This is a genomic window from Lactococcus sp. AK05, from assembly GCF_041026685.1.
Taxonomy (GTDB): Bacteria; Bacillota; Bacilli; order Lactobacillales; family Streptococcaceae; genus Lactococcus; species Lactococcus lactis.
Window position 1 is genome coordinate 37,412 of record NZ_JBFTEI010000001.1, and the last position, 20,049, is coordinate 57,460.

20 protein-coding genes are annotated in these 20,049 nt (G+C 35.8%); 18 read left to right on the top strand and 2 right to left on the bottom strand.

The window, feature by feature from the left end; translation table 11 throughout:
• Positions 1-36: 36 nt before the first annotated feature.
• The 17 genes from yqeK to ileS all read left to right on the top strand — a co-directional run bounded on the left by yqeK (position 37) and on the right by ileS (position 18,190).
• A complete protein-coding gene (gene yqeK / locus AB6B24_RS00215; protein WP_369163983.1) occupies positions 37-630 on the top strand; it encodes a bis(5'-nucleosyl)-tetraphosphatase (symmetrical) YqeK in 594 nt (197 codons plus the stop codon).
• 128 nt (positions 631-758) lie between these two features.
• Entirely contained in the window at positions 759-2,069 is a 1,311-nt protein-coding gene (gene pepC / locus AB6B24_RS00220; protein ID WP_311804363.1) for an aminopeptidase C, read from the top strand.
• 81 nt (positions 2,070-2,150) lie between these two features.
• Positions 2,151-2,555 (top strand): MerR family transcriptional regulator, encoded by a 405-nt coding sequence (locus AB6B24_RS00225; RefSeq protein WP_311804366.1) that lies wholly within the window; start codon positions 2,151-2,153, stop codon positions 2,553-2,555.
• Positions 2,556-2,570: 15 nt separating this feature from the next.
• On the top strand, positions 2,571-3,449 hold the full coding sequence (locus AB6B24_RS00230) for a LysR family transcriptional regulator (protein WP_012898434.1): 879 nt from the start codon (positions 2,571-2,573) through the stop codon (positions 3,447-3,449).
• 165 nt (positions 3,450-3,614) lie between these two features.
• Positions 3,615-4,943 (top strand): MFS transporter, encoded by a 1,329-nt coding sequence (locus tag AB6B24_RS00235; protein WP_311804368.1) that lies wholly within the window; start codon positions 3,615-3,617, stop codon positions 4,941-4,943.
• Positions 4,944-4,954: 11 nt separating this feature from the next.
• Positions 4,955-5,800: an aldo/keto reductase gene (locus tag AB6B24_RS00240; protein WP_311804370.1), complete on the top strand. Its 846-nt coding sequence runs from the start codon at positions 4,955-4,957 to the stop codon at positions 5,798-5,800.
• Between the two features lie 130 nt (positions 5,801-5,930).
• The gene (locus AB6B24_RS00245; RefSeq protein WP_311804371.1) at positions 5,931-7,049 is read left to right on the top strand and encodes an FAD-dependent oxidoreductase; all 1,119 of its coding nucleotides are present in this window, start codon (positions 5,931-5,933) and stop codon (positions 7,047-7,049) included.
• Between the two features lie 145 nt (positions 7,050-7,194).
• A complete protein-coding gene (gene rlmB, locus AB6B24_RS00250; protein WP_012898430.1) occupies positions 7,195-7,923 on the top strand; it encodes a 23S rRNA (guanosine(2251)-2'-O)-methyltransferase RlmB in 729 nt (242 codons plus the stop codon).
• A gap of 112 nt (positions 7,924-8,035) precedes the next feature.
• Positions 8,036-8,905, top strand: a complete 870-nt coding sequence (locus tag AB6B24_RS00255) for a DegV family protein (RefSeq protein ID WP_311804393.1) — start codon at positions 8,036-8,038, stop codon at positions 8,903-8,905.
• A gap of 160 nt (positions 8,906-9,065) precedes the next feature.
• Entirely contained in the window at positions 9,066-10,436 is a 1,371-nt protein-coding gene (ftsA, locus tag AB6B24_RS00260; protein ID WP_003132393.1) for a cell division protein FtsA, read from the top strand.
• A 30-nt stretch (positions 10,437-10,466) separates the two neighbouring features.
• Positions 10,467-11,720: a cell division protein FtsZ gene (ftsZ, locus tag AB6B24_RS00265; RefSeq protein ID WP_003132392.1), complete on the top strand. Its 1,254-nt coding sequence runs from the start codon at positions 10,467-10,469 to the stop codon at positions 11,718-11,720.
• Between the two features lie 3 nt (positions 11,721-11,723).
• Complete coding sequence (locus tag AB6B24_RS00270) at positions 11,724-12,401, top strand: YggS family pyridoxal phosphate-dependent enzyme (RefSeq protein ID WP_311804373.1); 678 nt, start codon at positions 11,724-11,726, stop codon at positions 12,399-12,401.
• Between the two features lie 33 nt (positions 12,402-12,434).
• Entirely contained in the window at positions 12,435-13,025 is a 591-nt protein-coding gene (locus tag AB6B24_RS00275; RefSeq protein ID WP_311804374.1) for a cell division protein SepF, read from the top strand.
• Positions 13,025-13,300 carry a YggT family protein gene (locus AB6B24_RS00280; RefSeq protein WP_010906174.1) on the top strand — a complete coding sequence of 92 codons (276 nt, stop codon included), beginning with the start codon at positions 13,025-13,027 and terminating at the stop codon, positions 13,298-13,300. The genes AB6B24_RS00275 and AB6B24_RS00280 overlap by 1 nt, the downstream gene beginning before the upstream one ends.
• Positions 13,297-14,088 (top strand): RNA-binding protein, encoded by a 792-nt coding sequence (locus tag AB6B24_RS00285; RefSeq protein WP_311804375.1) that lies wholly within the window; start codon positions 13,297-13,299, stop codon positions 14,086-14,088. The genes AB6B24_RS00280 and AB6B24_RS00285 overlap by 4 nt, the downstream gene beginning before the upstream one ends.
• A 56-nt stretch (positions 14,089-14,144) precedes the next feature.
• Positions 14,145-15,077, top strand: a complete 933-nt coding sequence (locus AB6B24_RS00290; RefSeq protein ID WP_311804376.1) for a DivIVA domain-containing protein — start codon at positions 14,145-14,147, stop codon at positions 15,075-15,077.
• A 314-nt stretch (positions 15,078-15,391) separates the two neighbouring features.
• Positions 15,392-18,190: an isoleucine--tRNA ligase gene (gene ileS, locus AB6B24_RS00295; RefSeq protein ID WP_311804377.1), complete on the top strand. Its 2,799-nt coding sequence runs from the start codon at positions 15,392-15,394 to the stop codon at positions 18,188-18,190.
• Positions 18,191-18,247: 57 nt separating this feature from the next.
• Here the strand turns inward: ileS and AB6B24_RS00300 are convergent, their stop codons facing one another.
• Entirely contained in the window at positions 18,248-18,364 is a 117-nt protein-coding gene (locus AB6B24_RS00300; RefSeq protein ID WP_014570713.1) for a DUF4044 domain-containing protein, read from the bottom strand.
• Between the two features lie 58 nt (positions 18,365-18,422).
• Entirely contained in the window at positions 18,423-18,605 is a 183-nt protein-coding gene (locus tag AB6B24_RS00305; RefSeq protein ID WP_058205229.1) for an SPJ_0845 family protein, read from the bottom strand.
• 242 nt (positions 18,606-18,847) lie between these two features.
• Here AB6B24_RS00305 and tuf point away from each other — a divergent pair, with 242 nt between their 5' ends.
• Positions 18,848-20,035 carry an elongation factor Tu gene (tuf, locus tag AB6B24_RS00310; RefSeq protein WP_003132374.1) on the top strand — a complete coding sequence of 396 codons (1,188 nt, stop codon included), beginning with the start codon at positions 18,848-18,850 and terminating at the stop codon, positions 20,033-20,035.
• The last annotated feature ends 14 nt before the right edge of the window (positions 20,036-20,049 follow it).

Here is a 20,049-nt window from a genome sequence, read left to right on the forward strand (position 1 = left end):
AGATTTTTCTTTTTATGAGAACTAAGGGGAAGTGAAATGGGAGAAATCAAGGATAAAAGATTAGAACTTCTAATTGAGGAAGTTAATTTTTTTTTGAATAATGACCAATTGTTTGAGCACTGTTTGGCAGTGGCAAGGACGGCTGAGGCACTGACAGAAGAATTAACTGATTCTAATGAAAGACGTTCGCAAGCTTTTATTGCAGGACTTTTACATGATATTGGTGGAATTTATCCAAATGATCAAAGAGTAGAAAAAGCAGAAATTTTTAATATCGAATTGCTGACAGAAGAGCGTGAATTTCCATTAATTATTCATCAGAAACTTTCTAAGTATCTGGCGAGCCAACATTTTAAAATTACTGACGAACAAGTTCTGTCAGCAATTGAATGTCATACTACCCTAAGAAAAAATTTTACAGAATTGGACTTGATTGTTTTTCTTGCTGACAAAATTAGCTGGGATGGTGGAGATAGTGCGCCATTTAGGCAGGGGTTACTGACAGCTCTGTCAGTAAATTTGCAAAGTGCGGCACTTTATTATATTAATTTCATTATTGATGATGGATTGAAAGTTGCCCACCCATGGCTTTTAGAAGCAAAGAAAGATTTAGAAAATCAGCTTTCCTAGCTGATTTTTTTGATAATTTAGATTATAATAGAAGAATGTAAAAAATAATAGAATATCATTATTCAAAATTGATAATGATTATTTTTATCGAAACTTTTGTCAGAAGTTTCGATTTATTGGGAGGTATTATGACAGTAACATCAGATTTCACACAAAAACTCTACGAAAATTTTGCAGAAAATACAAAATTGCGTGCGGTGGAAAATGCCGTGACTAAAAATGGTTTGCTTTCATCACTCGAAGTCCGTGGTTCACATGCAGCAAATTTGCCTGAGTTTTCAATTGACTTGACAAAAGACCCTGTAACGAATCAAAAACAATCTGGTCGTTGCTGGATGTTTGCTGCTTTGAACACTTTCCGTCATAAATTTATCAATGAATTTAAAACAGAGGATTTTGAGTTTTCACAAGCTTACACTTTCTTCTGGGATAAATATGAAAAATCAAACTGGTTCATGGAACAAATTATTGGTGATATTGAAATGGACGATCGTCGTTTGAAATTCCTTTTACAAACACCACAACAAGATGGCGGCCAATGGGATATGATGGTTGCAATTTTTGAAAAATATGGAATTGTTCCCAAAGCTGTTTATCCTGAATCACAAGCTTCAAGTAGCTCACGTGAATTGAATCAATACTTGAATAAACTACTCCGTCAAGATGCCGAAATTTTGCGTTATACAATTGAGCAAGGTGGAGATGTTAAAGCAGTTAAAGAAGAACTTTTACAAGAAGTCTTTAATTTCCTTGCGGTAACTTTAGGTTTGCCACCACAAAATTTTGAATTTGCTTTCCGTAATAAAGATAATGAATACAAAAAATTTGTTGGTAGTCCAAAAGAATTTTACAATGAGTATGTTGGAATTGATTTGAATAATTATGTGTCAGTAATCAATGCTCCAACTGCTGACAAACCTTATAATAAGAGCTACACAGTTGAATTTCTTGGAAATGTTGTCGGTGGTAAAGAAGTGAAACATTTGAATGTTGAAATGGACCGCTTTAAAAAATTGGCCATTGCCCAAATGCAAGCTGGTGAAACAGTTTGGTTTGGTTGTGACGTGGGTCAAGAATCAAATCGTTCAGCAGGACTTTTGACAATGGATTCTTATGATTTCAAATCTTCATTGGATATTGAATTTACTCAAAGCAAAGCAGGACGTCTTGAATATGGTGAGTCGTTGATGACTCATGCCATGGTTTTAGCGGGTGTTGATTTAGATGCTGACGGAAATTCAACTAAATGGAAAGTTGAAAATTCATGGGGTAAAGATGCGGGTCAAAAAGGATATTTTGTTGCCTCTGATGAATGGATGGATGAATATACTTATCAAATTGTTGTCCGTAAAGATCTTTTAACTGAAGAAGAATTGGCTGCTTACGAAGAGAAACCTCAAGTACTTCTACCATGGGACCCAATGGGTGCTTTAGCTTAATTTGCAAACAAAGAACATTTAACTTTAGGTTAAATGTTTTTTTATTGACTTAAAGTTCACTTCAAGTGTTAAAATAAAAGAATGAATATAAAGAGAGCTGCTGAATTATCAGGGATAAAAACAGATAATATAAGGTATTATGAAAGAATTGGGCTGATTCCTAAAATTACACGGACAGAATCTGGAATAAGAAATTTTACAGAAGCTAATATTAGAACTTTGAAATTTGTCAAACACATGCGAGATGCAGGTGTGCAAGTTGAACCTTTGACCCGTTATATGGCATTAGTGAATGAGGGAAATCCCGAAACGAAAGAAGAAAGAATTGAAATTTTGAAGAACCAGGTTGAACAATTGAGAACAGAAATTATTGAAAAGCAATCTGCCTTGGATTATTTGACTTTCAAAATTGAAAATTATGATGAAGTGATGTTGCCAAATGAAATTAATTTGAACCAAAGTTCAAAAGAAACAATCAAGATTTAAATGGGAAAAGAATAAATGGAACTTCGATTATTAAAATATTTTTGGACAGTTGCAACTGCTGGAACAGTATCCAAAGCTGCTGAACAGTTATATATTACGCAGCCAACATTATCTAGACAAATTAAAGAACTCGAACGCGAACTAGATACACAGCTTTTTATGCGTGATGGGAAAAAACTGATCTTAACTGAAGATGGACAATTTCTTAAAATTAAGGCTGAGGAAATTTTACAGCTGACCAGTAAAACAGTACAAGTTTTTGAAGACCGAAAAAATGCAGAATTATCTGGCCATCTGACGATTGGTGCTTTAGAAGGCTGGACAACTTCCAGTATCGCTAAAACGCTCCAAAGACTGACAAATAAATATCCGTCAATTACTTTTACAATTTTGTCAGGGAATGCAGATGATATCAAATGGAAGATTGACAACGGACTAGTTGATGTTGGTTTTTTGTTAGAGCCAACATCAACTGAAAAATATAATGTTGAAAAAATTGGTTTTCCTGAACGTTGGATGATGCTCACTCAATCCGATTCAGAACTTGCAGAATTAGATGAAGTAAGTCCAGAAATATTTAGAAAGCAAAGAATATTAATTTCAGAACGACCAGAAGTTCGTCAATTTATAGCCGATTGGGCAGGCTGCCAAGTGAGTGATTTAGAAATTATTGGCGGCTTTAATCTCGGTTTTCATCTTTTTGAAATTGCTCGTGCAGGAATTGGCGAAGCAGTTGTTACAGAAGGGGCACTTATTCGAGATTATCCTGATTTAAAAGCTATTCCATTGAGTCCAGAAGTGAAAACTTTAAGTGTGCTTGCTTGGAAGAAAAATATTCCACTGACTCCTCTTACAAGAGCATTTATTAAGCAATATCTTCAAGATAATGAATAAAAAGTTACTGACAGAAATTAGAGCATATTTGTAAAGACTAAAGTGTCAACAGCTATTCTCAGACAGCTCTGTCAGTAACTTTTTTGTCAGAATTATGCTTACAAAGCATAATAAGAACTAAAATAAGCATTTCTAATCAGTGAATTTTTATTTTAAAATAAATCTATGAAAAATAAAAAAACATTTGGTCTTATCCTTTTTATTATTTTGTTTTCCTATTTTCTTATTTTAATGGATAACTCGATAATATTTACAAGTAGCTTAAAAATTTCTCAAGATTTAAAAATGAATGAATCAACTTTATCTTGGGTTTCTAATGCTTATACGATTACGTTTGGTGGTTTTCTTTTATTAGCAGGACGCCTGGGTGATTTATTAGGGCGAAAAATAATTTTCCTTCTTGGACTTTTCATTTTTGGATTTTCTAGTTTAGTTGTCGGTTTGTCAACTTCTTCAGAAATGATGATTATTGCCAGAGCAGTTCAAGGGATTGGTTCGGCTATTCTTGCTCCAACAAGTTTAGCTTTATTAATGGATACATATAAAGGGGATTTAAGACTTAGAGCTATCTCATATTATGGAGCAACCGCGGGAATTGGCTCAAGTTTTGGACTTATTCTAGGCGGCTGGCTCACTTCGGCTCTTTCATGGCGTGTTGGCTTTTTATTAAATGTTCCTTTTAGTTTATTATTAATTATTCTAACTCTTATTAATGTTCATCAAAGCGATATCAAAGCTAGCAAAATTGACTTTTGGGGAAGTTTTCTGTCAGTCCTTATCTCAGTCCTATTTGTTTTCGGAATTACGGTAAGTAATTTGTTTCTCATTATCCTCTCATTCGTTTTAATTATCTTATTTATACTTTGGGAAAAAAAGTTAACTTATGCATTAATTCCTTTAGAATTATTTAAAAATAAAGTACGGACGGGTTCATATGTTGCACGCTTTGCCTTTATGATGGCAATGTTGACTTACTGGTTTATTCTGCCGCAGATTATGCAAAAAATGTATCATTTTTCACCATTGCAATCTGGACTTGCTTTTCTTCCTTTAACAATTGTAAATTTTATCGCGGCTCTTTTTCTTCCTAGATTAACTAGAGCATTAGGAAATAGTAAAGTAATGATCCTAGGACAAGTGATTTTACTGACAGGAATGATTTTGTCATTAGTTTCGCAACCAGAATGGGGATACTTCTATGCGATGATTTTTCAAATGATGATTATTGGATTAGGGCAAGGTTGGCTTCTTGCTCCGCTGACGGCAGCGGGAGTAGAAGAGGTCAGTCCAGAATTATCAGGAGCTGCATCAGGTTTGACAAATATGATGCATCAACTTGGAGGACCTGTTGGTTTATCTATTGTTGTGTTATTTAGCTCAAATATTGTTGACTTAAGTGCTTATTATCATTTGGTCATGGGATTCATCACCGCTTTTCTGTCAGTAGGCCTTCTTGTCTTAATTTTTACTAGAACAGACAATAATAAAAAATAAAAGGAGAAAAAATGCAAACAAAATTAACATTAAATGATGGCAATGTCATTCCCCAATTCGGTTTGGGACTTTATCAGCTTCCAGAAGGAACAGAAACGCAAAATATTGTAAAAACTGCCTTGGAATTAGGTTATCGTCATCTGGATACGGCACACGCTTATCAAAATGAAACTTCTGTCGGTCAAGCAATTCAAGACTCAGAAATTTCAAATTCTGAAATCTGGATTACAAGCAAGCTTTGGCCTTCTGATTATGAGCAAGCGCCAGAAGCAATTGAGCGAATGCTAAAACGCCTAAAAGTTGAACAAATTGATTTACTCTTATTGCATCAACAGGTTGGAAATTATCGAAAAGCATGGATTGCTTTAGAAAATGCTGTAAAAGAGGGAAAGGTGAAATCAATTGGAATTTCAAATTTTGATGGAGAAAGATTAGTTGATTTATTTAATTTTGCTGATATCAAACCGAGTGTCATTCAAGTAGAAACTCATCCTTATCATCAACAAGTAGAATTACGGGAATTTTTGAAACCTTATGGTACAAAAATTGAAAGTTGGTATCCTCTGGGACATGGCGATAAAAACTTACTTGAAGAAAAAATATTTAAAAAAATGGCTAAAAAATATAATAAAACAGTCGCACAAATCATTTTGCGTTGGCATATTCAAGAGGGAATTATTGTTTTTCCACGCTCAACGCAAAAAGAACATTTAGCAGAAAATATAAATATTTTTGATTTTGAATTATCCTGCTCCGAAATAAAAGAAATTCGTAAATTAAATAAAAAACAACCTTATTTTACGATGACCTATGAGGAGCAAGAAAAAAACTTTTTGTCATGGAAACTAGAAGACTAAAGCACAGATTCTCATGCTTTTATGCAAAAAGTGATATACTTTTGAGAGTTAGAACTTTTAAAACAAAAAATAAAATCAAGCCTAGATAGTCTTGATTTTTTCTATATTTCATTGAAAAAAGGAGAATGTGATGAAAAAAATTGCAATTATTGGTGGCGGAATAATCGGTATGACCTTAGCCAATTATTTAGATACTGATAAATTTGATATTAGTCTTTTTGATGATGAGAAAAATCAGGCAACTAAAGCAAGTGCTGGGATTATTTCTCCTTGGCTTTCTAAAAGAAGAAATAAAAAATGGTATCAATTGGCAAAAGATGGTGCAGCTTTTTTTGAAAAAATGAAAAATGATTTTGAGTTAACTGAGGATGTTTATGAAAAATGTGGCACTCTTTTTTTGCGACAAAAATCAGACTTAATTGAGTTAGAAAAGTTGGCAATTGAAAGAAAAAAAGAAGCTCCCGAGATGGGTGAGATTAAGAGACTCTCGGAGGAAGAAACTGTTGCTTTATTTCCATTATTAAAACCAAGAGAAAGTTTGTATCTTTCAGGAGGTGCAAGATTAGATGGAAAAGCTTACTTATCGTCATTAAAAAAGCGAGCTCAAAAAAGAGGGGTCCAATTTTATTCAGAGCGGGCAACGATTGCTCGAGCGTTAGATAAATGGCAAGTCATTCATGAAGGTGTGACGGAAGTGGTAGATGATTTAGTTTTATGCCCGGGGCCAGCTTTAAAAGAACTTTTGGAATCAATTGGCACACAAGTGGATGTCAAACCACAAAAAGGACAATTACTTTCGTTTCAAACGGATTTTGACACAAAAAAATGGCCAGTTTTATTTTTAGAAGGAGCTGCAGATATCATTCCCTTTCAACATGGTCAAATTCTTTTGGGAGCAACTCATGAAAATGAAGAGGGTTGGGATTTGTCAGAGAGTCAGGAAGCTTTTGAAAGTTTGACAGAGGGGGTCAAATCTTACTTATCGGATACAAAACTAATTGATTTTCCATATCATTATCGTGTGGGAACACGTGCTTATTCTTCTGATTTTTCTCCTTTTTTTGGTCCGCACCCTGACTTTTCTTCATTAGCTTTTGCTAGCGCTTTGGGGTCGTCTGGATTAACTACTGGTCCTTATATCGCCTATTTACTTGCCCAATATTTTAATCATCCAGAAATTTCTTGGGATAGTTCAAATTATCAAAAAGACATAAAAAATTATATTAATATAGAAAAAACGGGCAATTAAAAGGCTTATTATCACACTAAAAAATTATGTAAATCATCAGAAGAGGAACTTTTCGTGTTTTACATAATTTTTTTGTCAGATACATAATGAGCCAAAGTAACGAATTGAGTCAGGTTTTTTTGTCTAAAAATGATATAATGATTTCATGGAAAATACAGATTTGATTTACGGACTACATGCGGTCACGGAAGCTTTAAATGGAGACCTTGTCAACAAACTTTACGTTCAAGAAGATTTACGTGGTAAAAATGTTGAAAAAATAAAAGAATTAGCACGACTTAAAAAAGTTAATATTTCATGGACGCCCAAAACAGAATTAAATAAATTAACAGAAAACGGTGTTCACCAAGGCTTTATGGCAAGAGTGTCCGAATTTGCTTATGCAGATTTAGAAAAGATTCTCCCAGCATTAGCCGAGAAATCTGATGCCACAATTTTAATTTTAGATGAGTTAACAGATCCTCATAATTTAGGGTCAATTGCTCGGACAGCTGATGCTACAGGAGTCGATGCAATTATTATTCCTAAACACCGAGCCGTTGGAATTACTCCAACGGCTGTCAAAGCTTCAACGGGTGCTTTACAACACGTCCCTATTGTCCGTGTTACTAATCTTTCTCAGACCTTGGATAAACTTAAAGCAGCTAATTTCTGGGTTTTTGGAACGGACATGGATGGCACAGTTTACAGTAAGTGGAATACCAAAGGCAAAGTTGCCTTGATTATTGGGAACGAAGGGCATGGAATTGGTCAAAATCTCAAAAAACAAGTTGACGAAATGATTACAATTCCAATGACAGGACACGTTCAAAGTTTAAATGCATCAGTAGCAGCAAGTATTTTGATGTACGAAATTTTTAGAAATCGACTATAAAAATTACTGATGAAAGCTTTAGCGCTTGGAATCATCAAAGCCCAAACGTGTGACTAATTTGTCAGTAAATTCAAGAAATTATCAGCAAGTTGAAACAGCAGAAAGGATTATTATGACTTTTCAAATCATGACAGACTCAACAGCAGACCTGAGTCCGTATTATATTAAAAAACATCATCTTACAGTTTTGGGAATGACTGTAACTGTTGGAGAAGAAACTTATGAAACAATAGGTGAAGCCGCATTAGATAATTCCACGCTTCTTGCAGCAATAAAAAAAGGAGCTACTGTCCACACATCCCAAATTAACTCAGGACAATTTTTAGAAGTTTTTAAAAAATTTGCATCTGCAGATGAAGAACTCCTTTACCTTGCTTTTTCGTCAGGACTTTCTGGGACTTATCAATCAGCTCTGATTGCTCAAGATATGGTTTTAGAAGAATTCCCTTCTGCAAAAATCACTGTTGTTGATACACTGGCAGCAGCTTCTGGAGAAGGTTTCCTTGTTGAAGAGACTGTAAAGTTGCGTGACTCTGGAAAAACACTGACAGAAACGCTTGAAGTTTTGTCAGATATTATTCCACGTTTACAAAGTCGCTTCATGGTTGACGACTTAAACCATTTGGCAAGAGGTGGAAGAATTCCTAAAGCTGTTGCTCTCGTTGGAACAATGGCAAATATCAAACCTCTTCTTGATGTTGACCCTGAGGGAAAACTTCGGCAAGTGACCAAAGTTCGAGGAAAGAAAAAAGCAATTAATCAACTCCTTGAAAAGAGTCTTGAAGAGATGGATACAGCCTATCCCCGCCTACTTATCTCTTATTCTGGAACAGATGAAATAGCACAAGAAATTAAAAAACAAGCCATGCAAAAAAAAGGGATTAGTGATGTCGATGTTCGTCCACTTAGTCCAACAATTGTAACTCATACAGGTGACGGGACAATCGCAATTTTTTCAATAAGTAGAAAAAGTAGAGAATAATTCAATAAAAAACGAAAAAAATCACAGCTAAACTCTTGTTTTACTGTGATTTTATGTTAAAATAATTAATGAGTGTAATTGTATACAAAATTATCTGTACACTTACCTAATTTATTAAAAAAATATGAATCGTGATGTGTGAGGGAAAGGAGTCGCTTTTATGGCCAAAAGTGGACTTTATACAGGCGTAGATATCGGGACAAACACAATAAAGGTGCTTGTTGCTGAATACGTCTCAGGTGAAATGAATATAATCGGTGTCGGAAATGCAAAATCCGATGGCCTTAAAAATGGAATTATTGTAGATATTGAGAAGGTGGCACAAGCATTGCGTAAAGCTGTAAATGCTGCCGAAGAACGCGCAGGAATCACGATTGATAGAATTAACGTGAGCATCCCAGCGAATTCCCTCGAAATGGAACCTTGCCAAGGAATGGTTCCTATTGTCAGTGATACTAAAGAAATCACGGATAACGATGTTATTCAAGTTGTTCAAAATGCTTTGATGCGTGGGATTGTTCCTGAAAGAGAAATTATCGCTGTTGAAACGAAAGAGTTTACAGTTGACGGATTTACAGGTATTTCAGACCCTCGTGGAATGTTTGGTGTACGTCTTGAGATTCGTGGGGTTGTTTACACTGGACCTAAAACTCTTGTTCATAATGTTCGCAAAGTTGTTGAACGCGCAGGATTGCTCGTTGACAATATTGTAATTGCTCCTTTGGCAATGGCACAATACGTGCTTACAGAAGGTGAACGTGAGTTTGGAACAATCATGGTTGATTTGGGTGCTGGACAAACAACAGTTAGCATCGTTAAAGAACAATCATTAAGATTTACACATACTAGCCCCGAAGGTGGCGATTATGTAACTAAAGATATTTCAACAGTTCTTAACACCTCTGTTTCTGCAGCGGAAGACTTGAAAGTCAACTATGGTGAAGCAAGTACAGAACGTGCTAGCCAAGATGAGTACTTCCTTGTTGATGTTGTAGGTAAAGAAGAACCAGAACAAATTACAGAATATTATCTTTCACAAATTATTGAAGCACGTATGACTCAAGTTTTTAATCGTGTACGTCAAGATTTGGAACACGGACATACTTCAGAAACTCCTGGAGGTTTGATTTTGGTCGGTGGAACGGCTGCAATGCCTGGTGTTGTTGATTTAGCAACAAAAATCTTAGGAATAAATGCTCGACTTTTTGTTCCAGGCGAAATGGGATTACGTAATCCAGCATTTGCTCAAGTGATTAGTGTTGTTAATTACATTGGAAATCGTAGTGATATTGATATTTTAGTATCTCAAGCATTTTCTGGTGATTATGCTTATACGACAACAGAAGAAACTTATGTTGCTCCTGTTCCAACAATTACACCACAAGCAACAACAGTTGCTGACGTAGAAAATGATTTCTACGTTGAACCTCAGGCACGTCCAGTAGTAGCTCAAAAAGCTTCTGAGCCTGAAGAAGAAAAAGAAGGTCTCGTTGACCGTGCCAAGAATTTCTTTGGCAATCTCTTTGATTAATCTGAAAGTAAAAAACGGAGAAATAAAAACATGGAATTTTCATTTGATACAGACTTAACTTCTGGTGCTGTAATTAAAGTTATCGGTGTTGGTGGCGGTGGTGGTAATGCCATCAACCGTATGATTGAAGAAGGTGTTTCTGGCGTTGAATTTATCGCCGCTAATACTGACGTACAAGCATTGCGTAGCTCAAAAGCAGATACAGTTATTCAACTTGGCCCAAAATTGACTCGTGGTTTGGGTGCTGGTGCACAACCTGAAGTTGGTAAACGCGCAGCTGAAGAATCAGCTGAAACAGTATCACAAGCCCTTGAAGGCTCAGATATGATTTTCATCACTGCTGGTATGGGTGGTGGAACTGGTACAGGTGCTGCACCAGTTATCGCACAAATTGCTAAAGAACTTGGTGCTTTGACTGTGGGTGTCGTTACTCGTCCATTTGGTTTTGAAGGATCAAAACGTTCATACTTTGCAACTGAAGGAATTGAAGCTCTTCGTGCAAATGTTGATACACTTCTCATTATTTCAAACAATAACTTGCTTGAAATTGTTGATAAGAAAACTCCTTTAACTGAAGCTTTGCGTGAAGCTGATAATGTTTTACGTCAAGGTGTTCAAGGGGTAACTGACTTGATTACTAACCCAGGAATGATTAACCTTGACTTTGCCGATGTTAAAACAGTAATGGAAAACAAAGGTGATGCCCTTATGGGTATCGGTGTTGCGACTGGTGAAGAACGCGTTATTGAAGCAACTCGTAAAGCAATTTACTCACCACTTCTTGAAACTACAATCGAAGGCGCAGAAAATGTTCTTTTGAATGTTACTGGTGGTATGGATATGAGTTTGATTGAAGCACAAGATGCTTCAGAAATTGTTATCCAAGCAGCTGGTAATGATGTTAATATTATGTTGGGTACAGCGATTGACCCTAACCTTAAAGACGAAATCCGTGTAACAGTTGTTGCAACTGGTGTTGCTAAGGAAGATGCTGACGAAGCTTTGGGTTTGCAACCTGAACCACGTCGTCAACCTAACTTGACTCACAATTCTAATATGCAACATGCTCAAACAAGCCGTCCAATGCAAAGTCAACAACAAACGCAAGCGGCTCCACAAGGGCAAAATCAATCTTCTGCATTTGGAGATTGGGATATTCGTCGTGAAACTTCAACACGTCAAAACGTAAGTAACACACGTGATACTTCTTCAGTAACAAGTTTCGGCGGAGTTCCAACAACAGATGAAGATCTTGACACACCACCATTCTTCCGTAAAAACTAACCAATGACGATTAAAGAGAATGTTAAAAGAATACTGAGTAATGTAGATGCGGCAAAGGCTGCGTCTTCTTATTCTAATCAGTCAGTTTCAGTCGTCGCTGTGACCAAATCTGTTGATGCTAATCTTGCACGTGAAGTTTTTGAAAATGGAGTTTCACATATAGCGGAAAATCGAACAGAACTTTTTTTGGAAAAATACGAAGCTCTTAAGGATTTAGAAATTACTTGGCATTTGATTGGTAATTTACAAAGACGTAAGGTTAAACAAGTTATTAATTATGTTGATTATTTCCACGCTTTAGATTCTCTGAAATTAGCTCAGGAAATAAATAAACGTGCTGAACACACCATTAAATGTTTTATTGAACTTAATATTTCTGGTGAGAAAAGTAAACATGGATTTTCTGTCAATGAACTTATGGAAATATTACCTGAGTTTTCTGAATTGGAAAATATTGAGATTGTTGGTTTGATGACAATGGCTCCGTTTGATGCGACTGAAAGTGAATATAATGACATTTTTGGACGAATGAAAAAATTACAAGTTGAAATATCCGAAATGAATCTTTCCAGAATTCCTTGTACTGAATTAAGTATGGGAATGAGCAGAGATTATGAGATTGCCATTAAAAATGGTGCAACTTTTGTTCGAATCGGTACAGAATTTTTTAAAAATCTATAAGTCTTAAGATTAACGTAAACAACGGAGGAAAATATGGCATTTAAAGATTGGATGAATAATCTACGTGATTATTTTGTAGAGGATGATGAAGAGTTCAATGAACCTGCACGTCCTGTGCAAGAATCTAGGCCAACGGTGGCATCTACGCCAAAACCAAAGGTTGAGGAACGCAAAGCACAGCCGGAATATCAGAATCGTCGTCCTGCACAATCAACTTCAAAAGCACAAACACAAACAGCAGCGCCAAAACGCGCTGGTTCAACATTCACAAAACCTATGCCTGAAAAAATCGTACAACAACAAACCGTTTCACAATCTCAATCAGTGGCTGCAACGGTTTCTACTATTGCAATTAAAGAACCACGTGCCTATGCAGACATCATGGAATCAGCACGCATCGTGAAAAACGGTGAATGTGTCCTTGTCAATTTTAAATTTATGGGTGACGCCCAAGCGCGTCGTTCAATTGACTTCATGACTGGGGTGGTCTTTACTCTTGATGGTGATATTCAAAATGTTGGTGGTCAAATTTTCTTGATGACTCCAGCAAATATCACAGTCGATGCAGCGAAAGAAATGTCTATCTTAGCTGGTCAAAATTTTGAAAGTTACGATATTTACTAATGCTTATTACACTTACAATAATAAATTGGCTTTTACGCTTACTTGATGTTTATTCAATTATTCTAGTTATTTACGCCTTAATGAGTTGGATACCAACCCTTTATGGAACTTGGTTTGGACGTATAATTGTTAAAGTTTCTCGTCCTTACTTAAGTTTATTTGAAAATTTACCTCTACAATTTTGGGGATTAGATTTTTCAATCGTTATTGCTTTTATTGTTTTGAAATTTATTCAAAGATTTATTGTTATTGTATTTAACGGAGTATTCTATTGATTACTGAAAATGTCTATCAACACTTTCAAGAAAAGGAACGGCATTTTATTGATCGTTGTTTAGAATGGATAAGTCGAGTAGAAGAATCTTATTCGGTGATAAGTACATTTTTTCTTAATCCCCGAGAAGTGGATATTTTAAAAACACTGGCAAATAAGAGAAATGTTCAGATTTTTTCTAGTGAGGAACTAGCAAGAACGGAGTTAGTCAAAATAATTTTGGCGCCAGATTTTTATGTTCTTGACAGAGAAGACTTTGATATTTCTTTGCTTAAAATTAATTATGCTTCAAAATTTGTAGAACTTTCACATGCCCAAGTCCTTGGAACTTTTTTGGGACAGGCTGGTGTTAAACGGCAAGAATTGGGTGATATTATTGTTAGTGACAATAAAATTCAAGTTTTTGTCAGTAAACATCTTGTTGAGAGTTTTAAAGCAATAGAAAAAATTGGGCGAGCAGCAGTCAAAATTCAAGAAATTTCTTTGGAAAACTTAGTTGAAGAAACAACTAAAGCTGTCAGAGAAGTTGTTCTTGTGGATAACTTAAGAGTTGATAAAATGATTGCAGTCGCTTTCAAAATTTCTCGCAATATTGCTACAAATATGTTAGAATCAAAGAAGGTTAAGGTTAATTACCTAGAAATTGATAAAAAAGATTTCTCTGTTGGTCTTGATGATTTGATTAGCGTTCGAGGTTTTGGGCGTATCAAAATATTAAGGATTTTAGATTTTACTAAAAAAGGAAAACAGAGAGTTGAAATAGAACTTATAAGAAATCGAAAAAAATAGATTCTAAGATGAAAATCAGATTTATAAGATTTTCTAAGGATAAAGAGGAGTGATTGATGACATTAAATAGTTTAGATGTTCAAAACAAAACTTTTAATCCACAATTTCGCGGCTTCAGTAAACATGAAGTTGATGAATTTTTGGATATCGTTGTTCGAGATTATGATGAATTCGCTCAAACAATTAAAGATCAAGAACGTGAATTAAAGGCATTACGCGAACGCGTGAAATATTTTGATGACATGAAAGATTCACTGAACAAGTCGATTGTTGTTGCTCAAGATGCTGCTGATAATCTTCGTGAACAAGCCAAAAGTGAAGCTGATACGCTTAGAATTAATTCTGAAAAAGAATCTGCTGATATTATTGCAAATGCAGGACAAAAGAGTTCTTTAATTATTGAAGCGGCTAAAAAAGAAGCTGGATTTATTTTGAATGCTGCTTCTGATGATGCGCGTAAATTAGTACGTGATACTGATGATTTGAAACGTAAAATGCGTCTCTATCACCAACGAATGACTTCAATTATTGAAAATCAACTTGCGTCTATTCAATCGGATGACTGGGCTGAAATCTTTAGACCTACTCAAGATTATGCAATCAATCCTGAAGAAAAATTGCAATCAATCATTGAAGAACATTTGGAAAATGCTGAATCTACTTTGGCAAAAACCCAAGCAATTAAACCTTTAACAGATGAAGATATTGCACAAGCAAATGAAACATCTGATGAGTCTGAAACAGAAACAATTGTTTCAGAGGAAATTGTTGTTGAAACCGAAGTACCTGACGAAGTAAAAGAAGAAGTAGAAATTACTGACGAAGCTAATACTACTAATGATTCTAACGAAGAATCAGAAGTTGAAGCTCCAAAAGCAGATGATTCAGAAATTTTCCCAGAATTGGATTCAAAAGCACCAGCTGAAACAGCTGAGGTTGTTGAAAAAGATAATCAAGAAACAATTGATTTAAGCGAATTAAAAAATTAAAAATCAGACCAAGATAAGAAAAAATATAATTCAAGCAAGCGAGTGATGATGGAAGACTCGTATTCCCTGTTTTTCTTATTATCAGCTGATTGGACTTCTAAAGTTACTGACAGAATTTATTTTCTCAAAGAATTTTTAGAAAAATCTTGGACTGAACTAAAAGTAAGTTCAAGCGTCTTGCACGTTACGCAAAAGAGTTTCTGTCAGTAAATTTTACTGACAGAAAAAATGAAGGTGGTACCACGGTTTTTCGTCCTTTGCGAAAAATCGTTTTTTTTATTCAATAAAAACAAAATCGAAAGAAAGAAGAAAATATGAAAATCAAAGATACTTTGAATTTGGGGAAAACAGCTTTCCCAATGCGTGCAGGCTTGCCAAATAAAGAACCAAACTGGCAAAAAGACTGGGCAGACGCGACACTTTATGAAAAACGTCAAGAATTAAATGAAGGAAAACCCTCATTTATGCTTCATGATGGGCCTCCTTATGCGAACGGAAATATTCACCTCGGACACTCTTTGAACAAAATTTCAAAAGATATTATTGTTCGTTATAAATCAATGGCAGGTTTCCGTGCTCCTTATGTTCCAGGTTGGGATACTCATGGTTTGCCAATTGAGCAACAACTTGCTAAAGCAGGCATGAAACGTAAAGAAATGGATTTGCTTGATTATCTTGAGGAATGTCGTAAATACGCGATGAAACAAGTAGATATGCAACGTTCAGATTTTAAATCCCTTGGTGTTCTTGCTGATTGGGACCGTCCATATTTGACACTATTGCCAGAATACGAGGCAGCTCAAATTCGCGTTTTTGGTAAAATGGCTGAAAAAGGATATATCTATAAAGGACAAAAACCAATTTATTGGTCACCTTCATCAGAAAGTTCACTGGCTGAAGCTGAAATCGAATATCAAGATGTTCGTTCAGCATCAATTTTTGTGGCATTTAAAGCTAAAGATACTAAAGGTAAATTACCAGAAGATGTGGAATTTGTAATCTGGACAACAACACCATGGACAATTCCATCAAATTTGGGAATCTTTGCTCATCCTGACTATGATTATTCAGTTGTAGCAGTTAATGGTCGTAAATTTGTAATTGCCTCAGAAATGCTTGAAGCTGTTGCTGAAAAATTAGAATGGGAAAATCCAGAAGTCCTTCAAACGATTAAAGGTTCTGAATTAGAATATATGGTCGCAAAACATCCATTCTATGACCGTGAAACTTTAATCATGAATGCAGATTATGTTACTCTTGATTCTGGGACTGGCCTTGTCCACGTTGCCCCAGGACATGGTGAAGATGACTACTTTGCAAGTCGTAAGTATAAATTGCCTGTTCTTTCACCAATTGATAACCGTGGTTATTATACTGATGAAGCTCCTGGACTTGAAGGACTTTTCTACGATGAAGGAAATAAAGTTGTCAGTAAATGGCTTGAAGAAAAAGATGCTTTATTGAAACTCGAATTCTTCACTCACTCATATCCACATGACTGGCGTACTAAAAAACCAGTAATTTTCCGTGCAACACCACAATGGTTTGCTTCAATCGATGACTTCCGTCAAAATATTTTAGATGAAGTTGAAAGAGTAGATTGGGTAATTCCATGGGGTAAAACTCGTTTATTCAATATGGTTCGTGACCGTGGCGATTGGGTCATCTCACGTCAACGTGCTTGGGGAGTTCCATTACCAATTTTCTATGGTGAAAATGGAGAACCAATTATCACACCAGAAACAACTGAACATGTAGCCAAACTTTTTGCTGAATTTGGTTCAAAAGTTTGGTTTGAACGTGAAGCAAAAGACCTTTTACCAGAAGGATTCACTCATCCAGCTTCACCAAATGGTGAATTTACAAAAGAAAAAGATATCATGGACGTTTGGTTTGATTCAGGTTCTTCTTGGAATGGTGTCCTTAACGAACGTGACTACCTTAGCTTCCCAGCGGATCTTTACCTTGAAGGTTCAGACCAATACCGTGGTTGGTTTAATTCATCAATTACAACCTCAGTTGCGGTAAATGGCGTTGCACCATATAAAGCAGTTCTTTCACAAGGATTTGTATTAGACGGTAAAGGACGTAAGATGTCTAAATCAATTGGAAATACAATCGTGCCAAAAGATGTCACTAAGAAATTTGGTGCTGACATTCTCCGTCTTTGGGTGGCATCAATTGATACTGAATCAGATGTTCGTGTGTCAATGGATATTCTCAGTCAAGTTTCTGAAGTTTACCGTAAAATCCGGAATACATTGCGTTTCTTAATCGCTAATACATCTGATTTTAATCCAAAAGAAGATGCAATTGATTTTGCAGAACTTCGTCCAGTAGACAAATATATGCTTGTGAAATTTAATGAACTTGTAAAACAAATTCGTACAGCTTATGATAACTATAGCTTTATGACTGTTTACAAATCAATCATTAATTTCATCACAAATGATTTGTCATCTTTCTATCTTGATTTTGCTAAAGATGTTGTTTATATTGAAGCAGCAAATTCACCAGAACGCCGCTCAATGCAAACAGTTATGTATGATATTTTGAAAGATTTAGTGAAAATTCTTGTACCAATTTTGCCACACACGGCAGAAGAAACATGGACTTACTTGGAACATGAACCAGAAAATTTTGCTTATCTTGCAGAAATGCCAGAAGCGGCAGAAATTCCTGGAAGTGAAGAATTGTTAGGAAACTGGCAAGAATTTCTTGATTTCCGTGATAAGATTTTGAAAGCTTTGGAAAGTGCTCGTGAAGCAAAATTGATTGGTAAATCATTGGAAGCAACAGTAACTATTTATCCAAATGAAGTTGTGCGTACTTTATTGACGGCAATTGATGAAAATGTTGCTCAACTTTTGATTGTATCAAACTTTGTAGTAGCCAACGAACCAGTAAATAATGCCCCAGAGTCTGCAATGAAATTTGATGATCTTGCAGTTCTTGTTGAACATGCGGCTGGAGAAGTTTGTGATCGTTGCCGTAGAACAGATGAAACAGTTGGACACAATGCTAATGAACATCTCAAAATGCTTTGTGAACATTGTGCACATATCGTTGAAACAGAATTCCCTGAAATCCTTGAAGAAGGTTTTGAAGATTAATAAATAAAAAAAGTTACTGACAGTTTTGTCAGTAACTTTTTATTTTAAAATTAATAATTACAATACCGCAAGCATTGATGCAAGTACGCTGAAAAGCGTAAGAACAACCATGATAATCACAACGACCATGGTTACTTTTTGGAAAGTACTTTTTTGTGGTTTTTTATATGCCATAAGTTCCTCAATAAAAATATTTTTAATTAATTGTAACAAGAAAAAGAAGACTTTTCAATTAGTTGGGGTCTTTCTCCTTATTATTTTCTTTTGGAGTTAAAAATTTAGCAAATGGATCTTCCTTTTTTTCAGGAGAAGGAATGTTTTTTTTATCATCATCAGTCACTAAATCAACAGTTGAGACGCCTAAATCGTCCATCATTTTATCAAAATCATCACGTTTTCTAAAAGTTAAGCCCATTGTGGTCTCCTTGAAATAAAATATTTAACAGTGCTCAAAAAGAGAAGAGCAATACTAGAACTATTTTACTACTTCATAGATGAAAAAGCTAGATATATGAAAAAACTTCTTGAAAAAATGCGATTAAAAGCTGATAAGACTTGCATTTCAAAACTATTTTAAGTATAATGATAAAGAACGGTAGTTTGCTTTATGCAGACTACCTATAATAAAACAAATTCCCCAAAGGAGACATTTTTAAAATGGCTAAAGAAGTATACGACCGTAGCAAACCACACGTTAATATTGGTACTATCGGACACGTTGACCATGGTAAAACTACCCTCTCAGCTGCAATCTCTAAAGTATTGTCTGACAAAGGTTACTCTAAAGCGACTGATTTCGCATCTATCGATGCTGCTCCAGAAGAACGCGAACGTGGTATCACAATCAACACTGCTCACATCGAGTACGAAACTGAAAAACGTCACTATGCCCACATCGACGCTCCAGGTCACGCGGACTACGTTAAAAATATGATCACTGGTGCTGCCCAAATGGACGGTGCAATCCTCGTTGTTGCTGCAACTGATGGACCAATGCCACAAACTCGTGAACACATCTTGCTTTCACGTCAAGTTGGTGTTAAATACCTTATCGTCTTCCTTAACAAGGCTGACCTTGTTGATGATGAAGAATTGATGGAACTCGTTGAAATGGAAGTTCGTGACCTCTTGAGCGAATACGACTTCCCAGGTGACGATATTCCTGTAATCGCTGGTTCAGCACTTGGTGCTTTGAACGGTGAACCACAATGGGTTGCTAAAGTTGAAGAATTGATGGACATCGTTGATGAATACATCCCAACTCCAGAACGCGACACTGACAAACCACTCCTTCTTCCAGTCGAAGACGTATTCTCTATCACTGGTCGTGGTACAGTTGCTTCAGGACGTATCGAACGTGGTACTGTTAAAGTTGGTGACGAAGTTGAAATCGTTGGTATCAAAGAAGAAACTAAAAAAGCTGTTGTTACTGGTATCGAAATGTTCCGTAAAACACTTACTGAAGGTCTTGCTGGTGATAACGTCGGTGCACTTCTCCGTGGTATCCAACGTGACGAAATCGAACGTGGTCAAGTTATTGCTAAACCAGGTTCAATCACTCCACACAAACTTTTCGAAGGTGAAGTTTACGTATTGAGCAAAGAAGAAGGCGGACGTCACACTCCATTCTTCGACAACTACCGTCCTCAATTCTACTTCCACACAACTGACGTTACTGGTTCAGTTAAACTTCCAGAAGGAACTGAAATGGTAATGCCTGGTGACAACGTGCATATCGACGTTGAATTGATCCACCCAGTTGCGATCGAACAAGGTACTACTTTCTCTATCCGTGAAGGTGGACGTACTGTTGGTTCAGGTATCGTTGCTGAAATCAAAGCTTAATTATAAATCTAAGC